The organism is Streptomyces sp. NPDC002773 (assembly GCF_040295605.1).
Classification (GTDB): Bacteria; Actinomycetota; Actinomycetes; order Streptomycetales; family Streptomycetaceae; genus Streptomyces.
On record NZ_JBEOVO010000009.1, the window covers coordinates 25215 to 40876 of the forward strand.

The 15662-nt window shown below is 72.4% G+C and carries 15 protein-coding genes; 4 read left to right on the plus strand and 11 right to left on the minus strand.

The features are described 5' to 3' along the window. Positions 1-53: 53 nt before the first annotated feature. Complete coding sequence (locus ABT034_RS14005; protein WP_351214719.1) at positions 54-1931, plus strand: anthranilate synthase family protein; 1878 nt, start codon at positions 54-56, stop codon at positions 1929-1931. Here the strand turns inward: ABT034_RS14005 and ABT034_RS14010 are convergent. From ABT034_RS14010 to ABT034_RS14025, 4 genes are all read right to left on the minus strand, one after another. Beyond that, the gene (locus ABT034_RS14010; protein WP_351214721.1) at positions 1928-2929 is read right to left on the minus strand and encodes a 2-hydroxyacid dehydrogenase; all 1002 of its coding nucleotides are present in this window, start codon (positions 2927-2929) and stop codon (positions 1928-1930) included. The genes ABT034_RS14005 and ABT034_RS14010 overlap by 4 nt on opposite strands. Before the next feature lie 68 nt (positions 2930-2997). After that, the gene (locus ABT034_RS14015) at positions 2998-3681 is read right to left on the minus strand and encodes a response regulator (RefSeq protein WP_351214723.1); all 684 of its coding nucleotides are present in this window, start codon (positions 3679-3681) and stop codon (positions 2998-3000) included. Beyond that, positions 3678-4892 (minus strand): MacS family sensor histidine kinase, encoded by a 1215-nt coding sequence (gene macS / locus ABT034_RS14020; RefSeq protein WP_351214725.1) that lies wholly within the window; start codon positions 4890-4892, stop codon positions 3678-3680. Before macS ends, ABT034_RS14015 begins: the two co-directional genes overlap by 4 nt. A 49-nt stretch (positions 4893-4941) precedes the next feature. Then, positions 4942-5673 carry a lysophospholipid acyltransferase family protein gene (locus ABT034_RS14025; protein WP_403603469.1) on the minus strand — a complete coding sequence of 244 codons (732 nt, stop codon included), beginning with the start codon at positions 5671-5673 and terminating at the stop codon, positions 4942-4944. A 188-nt stretch (positions 5674-5861) separates the two neighbouring features. Between ABT034_RS14025 and ABT034_RS14030 the strand changes: the two genes are divergently transcribed. Beyond that, positions 5862-6644 carry an alpha/beta hydrolase gene (locus tag ABT034_RS14030; protein WP_351214729.1) on the plus strand — a complete coding sequence of 261 codons (783 nt, stop codon included), beginning with the start codon at positions 5862-5864 and terminating at the stop codon, positions 6642-6644. Next, entirely contained in the window at positions 6637-7389 is a 753-nt protein-coding gene (locus ABT034_RS14035) for a hypothetical protein (protein WP_351214731.1), read from the plus strand. Before ABT034_RS14030 ends, ABT034_RS14035 begins: the two co-directional genes overlap by 8 nt. Before the next feature lie 51 nt (positions 7390-7440). Here ABT034_RS14035 and ABT034_RS14040 read toward each other — a convergent pair whose 3' ends face one another. From ABT034_RS14040 to ABT034_RS14065, 6 genes are all read right to left on the minus strand, one after another. After that, positions 7441-8187, minus strand: a complete 747-nt coding sequence (locus tag ABT034_RS14040; protein ID WP_351214733.1) for an endonuclease/exonuclease/phosphatase family protein — start codon at positions 8185-8187, stop codon at positions 7441-7443. 78 nt (positions 8188-8265) lie between these two features. Continuing rightward, positions 8266-9207, minus strand: coding sequence for an ROK family glucokinase (locus tag ABT034_RS14045; protein WP_351214735.1), 942 nt, complete (start codon positions 9205-9207; stop codon positions 8266-8268). A gap of 66 nt (positions 9208-9273) precedes the next feature. Next, positions 9274-9726: a DUF5304 domain-containing protein gene (locus ABT034_RS14050; RefSeq protein ID WP_351214737.1), complete on the minus strand. Its 453-nt coding sequence runs from the start codon at positions 9724-9726 to the stop codon at positions 9274-9276. 43 nt (positions 9727-9769) lie between these two features. Continuing rightward, positions 9770-10963, minus strand: a complete 1194-nt coding sequence (locus tag ABT034_RS14055; RefSeq protein WP_351214739.1) for an ArsA family ATPase — start codon at positions 10961-10963, stop codon at positions 9770-9772. A gap of 34 nt (positions 10964-10997) precedes the next feature. Continuing rightward, positions 10998-11438, minus strand: coding sequence for an SRPBCC family protein (locus ABT034_RS14060; RefSeq protein ID WP_351214741.1), 441 nt, complete (start codon positions 11436-11438; stop codon positions 10998-11000). Positions 11439-11545: 107 nt separating this feature from the next. Continuing rightward, on the minus strand, positions 11546-12313 hold the full coding sequence (locus ABT034_RS14065; RefSeq protein WP_351214743.1) for a metallophosphoesterase family protein: 768 nt from the start codon (positions 12311-12313) through the stop codon (positions 11546-11548). 256 nt (positions 12314-12569) lie between these two features. Between ABT034_RS14065 and ABT034_RS14070 the strand changes: the two genes are divergently transcribed. Continuing rightward, a complete protein-coding gene (locus tag ABT034_RS14070) occupies positions 12570-14366 on the plus strand; it encodes an AMP-dependent synthetase/ligase (RefSeq protein WP_351214745.1) in 1797 nt (598 codons plus the stop codon). A gap of 113 nt (positions 14367-14479) precedes the next feature. Here ABT034_RS14070 and ABT034_RS14075 read toward each other — a convergent pair whose 3' ends face one another. Then, a complete protein-coding gene (locus ABT034_RS14075; protein ID WP_351214747.1) occupies positions 14480-15622 on the minus strand; it encodes a glycosyltransferase family 4 protein in 1143 nt (380 codons plus the stop codon). Positions 15623-15662 lie beyond the last annotated feature (40 nt).

Sequence of the window (15662 nt, forward strand, 5' to 3'; positions counted from 1 at the left end):
CTCGTACCCGGGCCGTTCCTCTCCGCACTCCGCCGGAAGGAACCACGGATCCCATGGACCTCTCCCGTCTCCTCGACGACTCCGCCCCGCCCTTCGCCCTGCTGCGCCGCCGCACCCCCGGCCGTGACCACGACACCGTCGAGGTGCTGGTCGGCCGGGTCCACGAGGCCGAGCGCCTCGCGGAGCTGCCCGTCGGACCGCTGCCGACGCTCGCCCTCGTGCCCTTCCGGCAGATCCGGGAGCGCGGCTTCGACGTGCGCGACGACGGCACCCCGCTCTCCGTGCTCGTCGCCGACGAGGTGTACGAGCTGCCGCTCGCGGAGGCCGTCGAACGGCTCCCCGCGCACGACGTGACCGTCGAGGACGGCGGCTTCGACGTCTCCGACGAGGAGTACGCCGGCATCGTGCGGCGGGTCATCGACGAGGAGATCGGCTCGGGCGAGGGCGCGAACTTCGTCATCCGCCGCACGTACACGGGCGAGATCCCCGGCTTCGGGCGCGCCGACGCCCTCGCCCTGTTCCGTCGGCTGCTCACCGGCGAGCGGGGCGCGTACTGGACCTTCGTCGTGCACACCGGCGACCGGACCCTGGTCGGGGCCAGCCCCGAGGTGCACGTACGGATGTCGGGCGGGACGGTCGTGATGAACCCGATCAGCGGCACGTACCGCTACCCGGCCGGGGCCGTCCCGACCGCCGAGGGCCTCCTCGCCTTCCTCGCCGACCGCAAGGAGACCGAGGAGCTGTCGATGGTGGTCGACGAGGAACTCAAGATGATGTGCACGGTCGGCGACATGGGCGGCGTGGTGGTCGGCCCGCGGCTCAAGGAGATGGCCCATCTCGCGCACACCGAGTACGAGTTGCGGGGCCGCTCCTCCCTGGACGTGCGGGAGGTGCTGCGGGAGACGATGTTCGCGGCGACCGTGACCGGCTCACCGGTGCAGAACGCCTGCCGGGTGATCGAGCGTCACGAGGTCGGCGGGCGGGGCTACTACGCGGGGGCGCTCGCCCTGCTCGGCACCGACGCGAACGGCGCCCAGACCCTGGACTCCCCCATCCTGATCCGTACGGCCGACATCGGCACCGACGGGCGGCTGCGGGTCCCGGTCGGCGCCACCCTCGTCCGGCACTCGGACCCGGCGGGCGAGGTGGCCGAGACCCACGCGAAGGCGGCCGGGGTGCTCACCGCCCTCGGGGTACGGGACTGCCGGCCGGCGGCGGACCCGGCGGACACGAAGGCTCCCGCTCCCCTCGCCGACGACCCCCGGGTACGGGCCGCCCTGGACGCGCGGCGGGCCGACCTCGCGCCGTTCTGGCTGAAGATGCAGGTCCGGTCGGCCGACCTCGCGGGCCACGCCCTGGTCGTCGACGCCGAGGACACCTTCACGGCGATGCTGGCGCACGTCCTGCGCTCCTCGGGCCTCGACGTGTCGGTCATCCGGTACGACGAGCCGGGCCTCCGGGAGCTCGCGCTCGCCCACGAGGGTCCCGTGGTGCTCGGCCCCGGCCCCGGGAACCCCTCGGACGCCGCCGATCCGAAGATGCGCTTCCTGCGCTCCCTGACGGCCGACCTCGTGCGGGACCACCGGTACGGTCTGCTCGGCGTCTGCCTCGGGCACGAGCTGATCGCCGCCGAGCTGGGCCTGGAGATCGTCCGCAAGCGGACCCCGTTCCAGGGGGCCCAGCTGCGGATCGACCTCTTCGGTCAGGAGCGGACGGTCGGCTTCTACAACAGCTTCACCGCCCGCTGCGACGAACGGACGGCGACGGAACTGGCGCTGCACCGGATCGAGGTGAGCCGGGACGCGGAGACCGGCGAGGTGCACGCGCTGCGCGGGCCGGGCTTCGCCGGGGTCCAGTTCCACCCCGAGTCGGTGCTCACGACGGACGGCGCGGCCCTGACGGCCTCGCTGCTCGCGGGTGTTCTGGTCTAACCGGCGTCCCTCGGGACCAGGACGTTCTCGCCGCGCCGCCCCGCGGTGTAGTCGAGGACGTTCTGGACCGTGGTGTCGACGATCTGGCCGACCGCGTCCACCGTGTAGTACGCCTGGTGGGAGGTGACCACCACGTTCGGGAAGGTGACGAGCCGGGCCAGGGTGTCGTCCTCGACGACCTCCAGGGACTTGTCGAGGAAGAAGAGCCCGGCCTCCGCCTCGTACACGTCGAGCCCGACCCCGGCGAAGCGTCCGGCCCGGAGTTCGGCGACCAGCGCCTCGGTGTCGACGAGCCCGCCCCGGCTGGAGTTCACCAGGATGGCGTCGTCCTTCATGGCCTTGAGGGCCCTGGCGTCGACGAGGTGCTGGGTCGACCGGAGCAGCGGTACGTGCAGGCTGATCAGGTCGGCCTCGGCGAAGAGCTGTTCCTTCTCGACGTACCTCATGCCGAGGGCGGTGCAGGCGGGGTTCTCGGCGACGTCCCAGCCGAGCAGGTTCATGCCGAAGCCGTGGGCGATCCGGGTGAAGGCCTCGCCGATCTTGCCGGTGCCGAGGACGCCGACGGTACGGCCCCGCAGGTCACGGCCCATCAGCCCGTCGAGCCGGAAGTCGAAGTCGCGGGTCCGGTTGGAGGCGCGGACGATCCGGCGGTTGACGGCGGTCGCGAGGGTCCAGGCGAACTCGGCGACGGAGTACGGCGAGTAGTACGAGACCCGGGCGACGGTGAGGCCGAGGCGCTCGGCCACGTCCAGGTCGATGTTGTTGAAGCCCGTGGAGCGCTGGGCGATCATCTGGGTGCCGCCGGCGGCGAGGGTCTGCAGGACCCGGTGGTCAAGGACGGCGTTGACGCTGGTGGAGACGATCTCGTAGCCGGCCGCGATGGGGGCGGTGTCCTCGGTGAGGAAGACGTCCAGACAGCGGATGTCGTGGTGCCCCGCGAACGCCTTCTCGATCAGGGGCTTCTCGTCCGCCTGCACGCCGAATGCCAGGATTTCCACGAATACCCCTCGCTGCGGTGATGGGCCGTATATGCCGGAATATACGGCCCACCGTCACACCGGGCGCCTCAGGCGTCGTCGAGGCCGCGCTCGATGGCGTACCGGACGAGCTCCACCCGGTTGTGCAGCTGGAGCTTGCCGAGGGTGTTCTGGACGTGGTTCTGGACCGTGCGGTGCGAGATCACCAGGCGCTCCGCGATCTGCTTGTAGCTGAGGCCCTTGGCGACGAGCCGCAGGACCTCCGTCTCGCGCTCGGTCAGCTGCGGGGCCTTCGGCTCGTCGGCGCCGGCCGCGGGGGCGGGCTCCGAGGCGAGCCTGCGGTACTCGCCGAGGACCAGGCCGGCGAGGCCGGGGGTGAAGACGGGGTCGCCGACCGCCGTCCGCCGCACGGCGTCGATCAGCTCCTCCGTACTGGCCGACTTCAGGAGGTAGCCGGTGGCGCCGGACTTGACCGCCTCCAGGACGTCGGCGTGCTCGCCGCTCGCGGAGAGCACGAGGACCCGCAGCTCGGGCCGGGCCCCCACGAGCTCCTTGCACACCTGGACGCCCGGCTTCACCGGCAGGTTCAGGTCGAGGACGAGGACGTCCGGGGTGACGGCCTGGGCGCGGCGCACCGCCTGCTCGCCGTCGCCCGCGGTGGCCACCACGTCCAGGCCCGCCTCGGCGAGGTCGCGGGCGACCGCGTCCCGCCACATCGGATGGTCGTCGACGACCATCACCCTGATCGGCCGCTCGGTCTGCTGCTCGCTCATCTTCCTCGTCCTGCCTTCCCCCGTGGGACCTTCAACTCGACTTCCGTGCCCTGCCCGGGGACCGAGATCAGCTCGGCGGTGCCGCCGAGCTCCCGCAGTCTCCCCCGGATGGAGAGGGCGACGCCCATCCGGCCCTCGCCCTCCGCCTGCGCGAGACGGCCCTCCGGGATGCCGGGGCCGTCGTCCCGGACGGTGACGATCACCTCGTCGGGCCAGTCCTCGACGAGGATCCAGGCCCGGGCGTCCGCCCCCGCGTGCACCCGCACATTGTCCAGGGCGGCGCCGACGGCGGCGGCCAGCTCGCGGGCCGCGGGCGGCGGCAGCAGGACCGGAGCGCCCGGATCGGCGAGGGTGACCCTGGCCCCGGCGCGCGGGGCGAGCAGGAGCCGCAGGTCGACGGGCGAGTCGTCGTCGGCCTCGTCGTCCACGTCGACGACCCGGACGACGGCGCCCTCCGACTCGTCCTCGGAGACCAGACTGGGCCGGGCGAGACCGCCCGCGACGAGGGTACGGAGGGCGACCTCCTGCTCCCCCGCCATCCTGCCGAGCTCGGCGGCCTCACCGCCGATCGCCGTGCCGCGCCGCTGCACCATCGCGAGGACCTGGAGCACGCTGTCGTGGATGTCCCGGGCGAGCCGCTCGCGCTCCCGGGTCGCGGCCTCGATCTCCAGGGCGCGGGCCAGGGTGCGCTCGGAGGCGCGGGCGACCTCGACGACGTATCCGATGGCGATGGAGGCCACACAGACGAGCAGGACGTTGTGGAGGGTGTCCCGGCTGGGGTGGCCGCGCTCGACGATGTTGGCGACGGCGACGAGGGAGGAGGCGGCACCGGCCCAGCGCCAGCCGCCCTTGATCGCGTACGCGAGGACGGATCCCGCGGTCCATATCGACGGCAGGGTGGGGCCGTCGACGGTCTGGGCGTGGGCGTCGGCGAGCGGGGTGAGGAGGATGCCGACGAGGGCGACGGTGAGGTCGGCGCCCAGGAAGCGCTTGGTGCAGCTGGCCGCGTTCGCCACCTTGGGCAGCGTCGCCAGCGTCCAGACGCACATCACCGCGAGATAGGCGACGGCGATCCAGGGCCGCTCGTACGCGTCCCGGGTGAAGGCGAACAACAGGACCGCGTAGACCATGGTCAGCACGCGGTAGCCGGTCAGCGCACGCCACAGCGGCTGCTCGACCGACATGCGCACGACACGCTCGCGCTTGGCCATCTCCCCCACCCCCGGACGTCCCTCGCGGGGACGCCTACGCGCCGAACGCCTACGCGCCGGACTCTTCCCGAGCCGCGATCTCGGCCTTGACGGCCTCCTTGGCCGCCTTCTCGGCGTCCGCGATCTGCCGCTTGGCGGCGGTCGCGTAGATGTCGACGTACTCCTGGCCGGACAGCTTCATGATCTCGTACATGACCTCGTCGGTCACCGAACGCAGGATGAAGCGGTCCCCCTCCATGCCCTGGTAGCGGGTGAAGTCCAGCGGCTTGCCGATCCGGATCCCCGGGCGCATCAGCTTGGGGACGACCTTGCCGGGCGGCTGGATCTTCTCGGTGTCGATCATGGCGACCGGGATCACGGGCGCGCCGGTGGCCAGGGCCACCCGCGCGAGACCGCCGGGCTTGCCCCGGTAGAGACGCCCGTCGGGCGAGCGGGTGCCCTCGGGGTAGATCCCGAAGAGGCCGCCCTTCTCGATGACCTGGATGCCGGCCTTGATGGCCGCCTCGCCCGCGCCGCGGGCACCCGAACGGTCCACCGGGAGCTGGCCGACGCCCTTGAAGAAGGCGGCGGTGAGCTTGCCCTTCACGCCCGGCGAGGTGAAGTACTCCGCCTTGGCGATGAAGGTGACCTTGCGGTCGAGGACGGCGGGCAGGAAGAAGGAGTCGGAGAACGACAGGTGGTTGCTCGCCAGGATCGCGGGCCCCTCGGCGGGAATGTTCTCCAGACCCTCCACCCAGGGCCGGAAGGCAAGCTTCAGGGACCCTCCGAGGGAGAACTTCATTGCGCCGTAGATCAACTCGCCATGCCTTCCGTGTGCCGTGGCGACGACTTTATCCCGTACCGGCGTACGGCCCCCGCTACGGCCCTGGTCGGTGTCGGTCCGGTCGCGTACCGTGAAGGTCCTTCCCCTTTCTCCGTCGCTTCGGCGCACCCGAAGCCGCCGGAGACGCAACCGAACAGGAGATCCCGGTGCCGGTCCTTCCCGGAGCCGAGCCGTACCGCCACGAGGGCGGAGAGGTCGGCGTCCTTCTCTGTCACGGATTCACCGGTTCCCCGCAGTCACTGCGCCCGTGGGCGGAGTATCTCGCCGAGCGCGGGCTCACGGTGTCGCTGCCCCTGCTGCCCGGCCACGGCACCCGCTGGCAGGACATGCAGCTCACCACCTGGCGCGACTGGTACGCGGAGGTGGACCGGGCGCTGCGCGAGCTCCTGGAGCGGTGCGGGACCGTCTTCGTCTTCGGCCTCTCCATGGGCGGGGCGCTGACGCTGCGGCTCGCCGCCCAGCACGGGGACGCCGTGAAGGGCGTCGTCCTGGTCAACCCGGGCAACAAGGTGCACGGCGTGGCGGCGCACGCGCTGCCGGTCGTCCGGCATCTGGTCCCCTCGACGAACGGGATCGCCAGCGACATCGCGAAGGAGGGCGTGAAGGAGATCGGGTACGACCGGGTGCCGCTGCACGCCGCGTACTCCCTGCGGCAGTTCTTCCGGACCGTGGACCGGGAGCTTCCGCAGGTCACGCAGCCGGTGCTGCTGCTGCACAGCCCCCAGGACCATGTCGTACCGCCGGCCGACTCGGCGCGGATCCTCTCCCGGATCTCCTCGGCGGACGTCCGGGAGGTCCTGCTGGAACAGAGCTACCACGTGGCGACGTTGGACCATGACGCGGAGCAGATCTTCGACGAGAGCCTGGCCTTCGTCGAGCGTCTCGCCCCGGGTCTGGTCGGCGGAAAGGGGAGCAGGAGCGGTGGCTGAGCAGCAGGACGGCGGCGAGCGGGAGCCGCAGCCCATCGACGAGGAGGCGGCCTGGGCCGCGATCGTCGCCGGGTACGGTGACGAGCCCGTGGACCCGCCGGGGGCGAAACCGTTCCGGAAGGTCGAGAACCTGTCGTTGCCGGAGCCGGAGGACGAGGGGACGGGCTCCTCCGACGGGCCCGGGAGCGGAACCTCCCCGACCGGAACCTCCCCGACCGAGAAGTCCCCGACCGAGAAGTCCCTGACCGAGAAGTTCAGGATCGAGGCGTCCCGGCCCCCGGAGGACCCGAAGCCGGAGGACCCGAAGGCGAAGGACCCGAAGCCGGGCGACGGCGAGCAGGGCGACTCCGAGGAGGGCGGGAGCGAGCCGGAGGACGGTCCCGCGCGGCCCGCGCTCGGGAGTTCCGTCGTGTTCGCGCCCGGGGTGCGGCCCAGCGGCCCCCGGGACTACTCGCCCGCCGACCCGGAGGACTCCCCCGGCGGCTCAGGCGACCACTTCGTACCGCCGGAGCCGCCCCCGCTGCCCGAGGCGGACGCCACGACCAAGTTCGCGTGGCTGGCCGTGATCGGCGGCCCGGTGCTGATGCTGATCGCCGTCCTGCTGCGCTGGGAGATGACCTGGTGGCTGACCACGCTCTGCGTCGGCGGCTTCCTGGGCGGCTTCGCCACCCTGGTGGCGCGCATGAAGCAGGACGACGAGGACGACGACGGCTTCGACGACCCGGGCCGCGGCGCGGTCGTCTGATCTCTTGACGCCGGACTCCGTCCGCCGAGCCGGTGGGCGGGCGGGCGGCCCTCAGGTCGCCGGGGGGACGCGGACCGCCGCGAGCACCGGAAGGTGGTCGGTGGCGGCCCGCAGATCCGCCGGGTCGAGGTCCTCCGGCACCCCGCAGCCGAGGAACTCGACGCCCGGGGTGGCCAGGATCGCGTCGATCCGCTGGTGCGGGTCGGCGGGGGTCGAGGTGTGTTCGCCGCCCCACGGGCTGACCTCCCAGCCGTCCTGGAGCTCCTTGGTGAGGCGGCGGAAGGCGGGGCCGTCGGGCCGTTCGTTGAGGTCCCCGGCGACCAGCGCGTACGGGGTTCCCAGGGCGGCGACCCGGTCGAGGACCATCCCCGCCTGGGCGTACCGCTCCTCCTGCCGCAGGCTCAGATGGCAGCTGACGAGTCCGACCCTGGCTCCGCCGAAGCGGACGACGGCGGTCGCGAGACCGCGCCGGTGGAGGCCGGGGGTGAGCGGCAGCAGGACGTCCTCGGTGCGTTCCACGGTGGCCCGCAGGGAGCAGAGCAGCAGCGGTCCCGCGGCGGTGGCGCCGCCGCCCAGGACGACGAGGTCGCTCTTGGCGGCGAGCCGGGCGGCGTGCTTGCGCCAGCGGAAGAAGCGCGGGGCCTCCTGGACGAGGACGAGGTCCGGGGCGCAGGCCCGGATCACCCGGGCGAGGGCGTCCTCGTCGTCGCGCATCGAGCGGACGTTGTAGCTGAGGACCCGCAGGACGGCCGAACCGTCCGCCTCGGTCCGGGAGTTGGGCAGCTCACTGATCGCCATGCCACGTAACGTACGACAACCGCCCGCCGCGTCCGCAAGGACGCGACGGGCGGTCGCCGTATGCCTTCGTACGGGTGCTCAGCCCTGGCGGGCCAGGTCCGCCGCGCCGACGAGTCCGGCCTTGTTGCCGAGCTGGGCCGCGAGGACCTGCGCGTGCGGGCGCCACTGGCCGCCGATCAGCCAGCGCCGGAAGGACTTGCGGATCGGGTCGAGGACGAGGTCGCCCTCGTCCGAGACGCCGCCGCCGACGATGAACGCCGACGGGTCGAACAGCGAGGCCAGGTCGGCCAGACCGGCGCCGGCCCAGCGGGCCAGCTCGCGGAAGGAGTCGACGGCGACCGGGTCGCCGGCGCGGGCGGCCTGGCTGACGTGCTTGCCCTCGATGCCGTCGGGGGTGCCGTCGCCGAGGCCGAGCAGGACCTCCGCGCGCTCCGGGGTGGCGTTGGCGCGCTGCTTGGCGTAGCGCACGAGGGCGCGTCCGGAGGCGTACTGCTCCCAGCAGCCCTGGCTGCCGCAGCCGCACAGCAGACCGTCGGGGACGACCCGGATGTGGCCGAACTCGGCGGCCACGCCGAAGCGTCCGCGGCGCAGCTTGTTGCCGATGATGATGCCGCCGCCGAGGCCGGTGCCGAGGGTGATGCAGATGACGTCCTCGTGGCCCTGGCCTGCGCCGAACCTGTATTCGCCCCAGGCGGCCGCGTTGGCGTCGTTCTCGACGACCACGGGCAGGCCGACCCGCTGCTCGACCTTGTCCTTGAGCGGCTCGTGCCGCCAGTCGATGTTCGGCGCGAAGAGGACGGTGGCACGCTTGTCGTCGACGTAGCCCGCGGCTCCGATGCCGACGGCCTCGATCGAGTGCCCCTTGCCGGCCTCGGAGACGGCCGCGCAGATCGCGTCGACGATGCCCTCGGGGGTCGGCGGGGTGGGCACCTTGTGCGTGTCGAGGATGTTGCCCTCCTCGTCGACCACGCCGGCCGCGATCTTCGTGCCGCCGATGTCGACGCCGATGGTGAGTCCCATGTGTCCCTCAGTTTTCGGTCGAGCCCCGCTAGGGCCCACCGTACCCGAGGGGGACGGGGCTACTGATCAGTCGAGGTCGATGTGCTGGCCGGTTCCGGGCCCCTCGTCGTCCTTGCGGTCGTCCTCGCGGTCGTCGTCGCGCGGGTCGTCCGGGGATCGCGGGGGCACCGTGCCGTCGCGGGTCCAGCGGCGCTCGTGGCCCTCGACGGCGGAGCGGTAGGCGGCGAGCAGTTCGTTCCCGGCGGCCGCGAGGTGGTCGAAGACCTGCGGGTTGCGCTCGATGACGGGCTCGACGGCGGCCTTCGCCTGGTCGACGAGCTGCTGCACGGTCTGCGCGGCCTGGCCGCCGAGCAGCGGGGTCCCGAGGCTGCCGGAGACCTTGTCGGCGACGGCCTCGAAGAGCTTGCGGAACTCCTCGGCGGGCGAGCCGGGAACGTCCCCGCGCTGGGCCCTGCGGCGGGCCTTCTCCGCCTCCAGGTCCTCGGCGCACGCCTTGGCCCAGGCGTCCGAATCGCTCATGGCGTACTCCTCAGTGGCTGGTACTTCGACGGTACACGCCCTCTCAGGGGGTGCGGGGCCACAGGCCGGGGTCCGGCGTGAAGCGCACCCGGAGGTCCCCTTCGACGAGTCCGGCCCCGGTGACGGTGCAGCGGCGCAGGGCGCCCGGCAGGGGCACGTTGCGGCGGAAGGCGCCGACGGTCAGGAGCAGTTCGTCGCCCCGCCGGACGAGGGACAGCTCCTCCTTGACGGCACCGGGGAGGGCGATGTGCCAGACGAGGACGCCGTCCTCCTCCCGCCGGTCCTCGACGGACCACCGCGGTACGGGGGCGGGTGCGGCGGCGGGCCGTGCGGGCGCGAGGAGCGCGAGGTCCTCGGGGCCGCGGGGGTCCCGGCCGAGGTGGGGGATCTCATCGACGACGCCGCCGGCGCCGCCGATCCCGCCGACCCCGCCGGCGCCGGCGGCGGTACGGAGCTCCGCGAGGTGCCGGTGCTGCTGGGCGGTGAGGCCGGCGAGCCAGGGGTCGTCGGAGTCGGCGGGCAGCAGCCGGTTGGCGACGACGGTGTCGAGGGCGAGGCCCTGGAGTGCGAGGCCGAGCCGTGCGGTGCGCAGGGCGCGGCCGGCGGCGGGGCCGGGTTCCAGGACGAGACGGACGCTGGTGGTGGGGGCTTCGACGACGGCCTGGACGGCGGCGAGCTCGGCCTCCCAGCGCGCGGTGGTCTCGTACAGCCACTGCGCGGGCATGGGGACCCCGGCGAGCTGGGCGAGCATCGGGCGCAGGGCGCGGGCGGCCTGCCGTTCGGTGGGCAGGAGGCGGCGCAGATAGCGGCGGAGCTGCTCGGGCAGGGCGAGGACGGCGAGGGCCTCGGGGAGCGGCGGCAGGTCGACGACGGCGAGGTCGTGGTCGCCCTCGGCGGCGTCACGGAGGGAGCGGAGCAGGGCGAACTGGCGGCTGCCGGGGAGTTCGGTGAGTTCGGCGTCCTCGAAGGGGGCGGCGCCGAGGAGGTCGAGGGCGGCGCCGGAGCGGGCCTGGAGGGCGAGGAACTCGCGGCGGAAGTCGGCGGCCGGGGCGGGGCGCAGGATCCGGAGGCCGCCGCCGCTGCCCCCGCTGTCGCCTCCGTCACCGCCGAAGAGCGGGTCGGCGTCCTCGGAGACGAGCAGGACCTGGCGGCCTGCGCGTGCCTCGGCGAGGGCGGTGGCGGCCGCGACGGTGGTACGGCCGGCGCCGCCGAGGCCGGTGACAAGGATGATCCGCATGGCGGGGAACGTTACCGCTCCCCCTCACGGGGCTTTACGCGCGGGATTCGACCCGCTTCTTCAGGCCGGCGAGCGCGCGGTCGATGATGACCTTCTCCGCCTTGCGCTTGATCATGCCGAGCATGGGGATCTTGACGTCGACGGTCAGCTGGTACGTGACCTCGGTCCGGTCGCCGCCGAGCGGGGCGAGCCGGTAGGAGCCGTCGAGGGAGCGGAGCATCTGGGACTTGACCAGGGTCCAGCTGACCTTGTCGGTGCCGGTCCAGGTGTAGGCGAGGGTGTGGTCGTCCTTGATCGCGCCGGCGTCGAGCAGCAGCCGGACCTTCTCCGCGCGGCCGGAGTCGTCGGTCTCCAGGACCTCGGCCTCCTTCACCTCGCCCGTCCACTCGGGGTAGCGGGCGAAGTCGGCGATCACGCCCATGACGTCGGCCGGCGCCGCCTCGATGGTGATGCTCGAGCTGGTGTGTTCGGCCATCGCGGTGGCTCCTCCACTGTGCGGTCCGGCAGACATCGAGGGAAATCGCAGGGCACGAACGTGCAGATGTGCCGACGGAAGGCTATCGCGCCGCGACCGGGCGCCCGTCACCACTCCAGCGCGAAGGGCCTGCCCGTGGAGGCGAAGTGGCCGACGTTCACGCACTCGGTCGAGCCGATCCGCATCCGCCGGGCCAGCGGCTGGTGGACGTGGCCGAAGAGGGAGTAGCGGGGCCGGGTCCGCCGGATGGCGTCGAGCAGGGCGCGGCTGCCGCGCTCGAAGCGGCGGGCGACGGTGTCGTACGTCAGGTCGGGGACGTCCGGCGGGATGTGGGAGCAGAGGACGTCGACGTCGCCGAGGGCCTCGACCTTCGCCGCGTACTCCTCGTCGGAGATCTCGTACGGGGTGCGCATGGGGGTGCGCAGGCCGCCGCCGACGAAGCCGAACACGAGTCCGCCGAGCTCGATCCGCTCGCCGTCGAGGACGGTCGTCCCCGGCCGGGCGAATTCGGGCCAGAAGCGGGGGATGTCGACGTTGCCGTAGGTGGCGTACGTGGGGGTGGGGAAGGCGGCGAAGAGTTCGGCGTACTGGCGGCGGACCGCGGCCTCGATCGCGGTCTCGCGGTCGACGTCGAGCTCGGCCCAGAGGCGGCGGCCCAGGTCACGGGCCTCGTCGAAGCGGCGGGCGGTGCGGAGCTCCACGAGCCGGTCGGCGTTCTCGACGCCGAAGAGCTCGGGGAAGATCCCCCGGCTGTGGTCGGCGTAGTCGAGGAAGAGGACCAGGTCGCCCAGGCATATGAGGGCGTCGGCACCGTCCCCCGCCCTGGCGAGGTCTCCGGCGTTCCCGTGCACGTCACTGACCACATGGACTCGCATGCGCCCTACCTTAGGGGGTGCGACCTGCGGTTACTTCCGAGTCGGGAAAGCTGTGGATTACTCTGCGCAGAGCACCGCCATACATGTGTGACGCACCGAACATCTGGCCGGGACCCCCTATCGGGAACCTAGTACTGATGGGTAACGTCCGGGCAGTCCAGTCGTGCTCATCCCCACTGAGCACCTGCCAGTTCTTGGACTTCACCGGTGCATCACACAGAGCCGTGGCGCCGGCGCCCGATGAGGAGCAGCAGTCTTGCGCGAGTTCAGCCTTCCGGCCCTGTACGAGGTCCCCGCGGACGGCAACCTGACGGATCTCATCCGCCGCAACGCCTCCCAGCACCCAGACGTCGCCGTGATGGGCCGCAAGGTCGGCGGTGAGTGGACCGACGTGACCGCCACCCAGTTCCTCGCGGAGGTCCGCGAGGCCGCCAAGGGTCTGATCGCCGCCGGGGTCGAGCCCGGCGACCGGGTCGCGCTGCTCTCCCGTACGCGCTACGAGTGGGTGCTCCTCGACTTCGCGATCTGGAGCGCGGGCGGCGTGACCGTACCGGTGTACGAGACGAGCTCGCCGGAGCAGATCCAGTGGATCCTCGGCGACTCGGGCGCGACCCTGGTGATCGTCGAGAGCGCGGCGCACCAGGCGGCGGTCGTGTCGGTCCAGGAGAACCTGCCGGACCTGAAGGGCATCTGGCAGATCGACGACGACGCGGTCGCGCACCTGACCGGCACCGGCCTGGACGTCTCCGACGAGCTGCTCGACGAGCGCATGTCGGCGGCGAACGCGGACGACCCGGCGACGATCGTCTACACCTCGGGCACCACGGGCCGCCCCAAGGGCTGCGTCCTGACCCACCGGGCCTTCTTCGCCGAGTGCGGCAACGTGGTGGAGCGGCTGAAGCCCCTCTTCCGTACCGGTGAGTGCTCGGTGCTCCTTTTCCTGCCCGCCGCGCACGTCTTCGGGCGGCTCGTCGAGGTCGCGTCCGTGATGGCGCCGATCCGGCTGGGCTGTGTCCCGGACATCAAGAACCTCACCGACGAGCTGGCCTCGTTCCGGCCGACGCTGATCCTGGGCGTGCCCCGGGTCTTCGAGAAGGTCTACAACTCGGCGCGGGCGAAGGCGCAGGCCGACGGTAAGGGCAAGATCTTCGACAAGGCCGCGCACACGGCGATCGCGTACAGCCGGGCGCTCGGCACCCCGCAGGGCCCGTCCTTCGGTCTCAAGCTGAAGCACAAGATCTTCGACAAGCTGGTCTTCTCCAAGCTGCGGGCGGTGCTCGGCGGGCGCGGCGAGTACGCGATCTCGGGCGGCGCGCCGCTCGGCGAGCGGCTCGGCCACTTCTTCCGGGGCATCGGCTTCACGGTCCTTGAGGGCTACGGCCTGACGGAGTCGTGCGCGGCGACGGCGTTCAACCCCTGGGACCGGCAGAAGATCGGCACGGTCGGTCAGCCGCTGCCGGGTTCGGTGGTGCGGATCGCCGACGACGGCGAGGTGCTGCTGCACGGCGAGCACATCTTCTCGCGGTACTGGAACAACGAGACGGCCACGGCCGAGGCGCTGGCGGACGGCTGGTTCCACACCGGCGACATCGGCACCCTCGACGAGGACGGCTATCTGGCGATCACCGGCCGGAAGAAGGAGATCCTGGTGACGGCGGGCGGCAAGAACGTCGCCCCCGCGGTCATCGAGGACCGGATCCGGGCGCACGCGCTCGTCGCGGAGTGCATGGTGGTCGGCGACGGTCGCCCGTTCGTGGGCGCGCTGGTCACGATCGACGAGGAGTTCCTCGGCCGCTGGGCCGCCGAGCACGGCAAGCCGGCGGGTTCGACGGCCGTGACCCTGCGTGATGACGCGGACCTGGTGGCGGAGGTCCAGCGGGCGATCGACGACGGCAACGCGGCGGTCTCCAAGGCGGAGTCGGTCCGCAGGTTCCGCATCCTCCCGGCCCAGTTCACGGAGGAGGCGGGTCACATCACGCCGTCCCTGAAGCTGAAGCGGAACGTGGTGGCGAAGGACTTCGCGGACGAGATCGAGGCGATCTACACGGCGTGAGCCGGGAGCGCTGAGCACGGAACGCTCAGCACTGGACGCTGTACGAAGGGGCCCGAGGCGAGTGGATCGCCTCGGGCCCCTTCGTACACCTTTCGTAGAGCTGCGATCGCCCCTCAGAGCAGCTCGCGCAGCTTCTCCGCCAGCAGGTCCCAGCGCCATTTCTCCTCGACCCAGGCGCGGCCCCGCTCGCCCATGCGGGCGCGGAGTTCGGGGTCGAGCAGGAGGGTGCTGACGCGGTCGGCGGTGTCCTCGGGGGACTCGCCGCGGACGACCCAGCCGGTCTCACCGTCGAGGACGGCGTCGGGGGCGCCGCCGGAGTCGCCGGCGACCACCGGGAGGCCGGTGGCGGAGGCCTCCAGGTAGACGATGCCGAGGCCCTCGACGTCGAGGCCGCCGCGCCGGGTGCGGCAGGGCATGGCGAAGACGTCACCGGCCCCGTAGTGGGCGGGCAGCTCGGACCAGGGGACGGCGCCGGTGAAGCGTACGGATCCGGCCACGCCGGTCTCGGCGGCGAGACGGCGCAGGTCCTTCTCGTACGGGCCGCCGCCGACGATCAGGAGGACCGCGTCCGGGACCCGGCGGAGGATCCGCGGCAGGGCCCGGATCAGGGTGTCCTGGCCCTTGCGGGGGACCAGCCGGGAGACGCAGACCACGACGGGCCGGTCGCTGAGGCCGAGGCGGGCGCGGACCTCGGCGCCGCCGGAGCCGGGGTGGAAGGTCTTCTCGTCGACGCCGGGCGGGAGCTGCGTCATCCGGCCGGCGGCGGCGGGTGTGAGGGCCGCCGCGATGCGGGAGCGGGTGTACTCACCGAGGTAGGTGATCGTGTCCGTGCCCTCACCGATCCGCCGCAACAGCTGCCGGGACGCGGGCAGTTGGGCCCAGCCCGCCTCATGGCCGTGAGTGGTGGCGACGAGCCTCCTGGCGCCCGCCCGGCGCAGCGCGGGCGCCATCAGACCGAGGGGGGCGGCGGCGCCGAACCACACGGACTCGCAGCCGTGCTCGCGCAGGAGCTCGGTGGCCCGGGCGGTCACCCTGGGGGTGGGCAGGAGCATGGTGGTGCGATCACGGACAACCGTGAAAGGCTGTTCGGCGTCAAACAGAGCGGTCGCCTCGACCCCTTCGCGGCTGCGCTTCCACGTGGAGGCGTAGACCACGATCCGTTCGGGATCCAGGCGGAGCGCCATGTTGTGCAGGAAGGCCTGGATTCCGCCGGGACGCGGCGGGAAGTCGTTGGTTACGATCAGGGTCTTGTGCATCGTGGCCGACAGTACCGCGAGCGCACCCACCGCCCAGCAC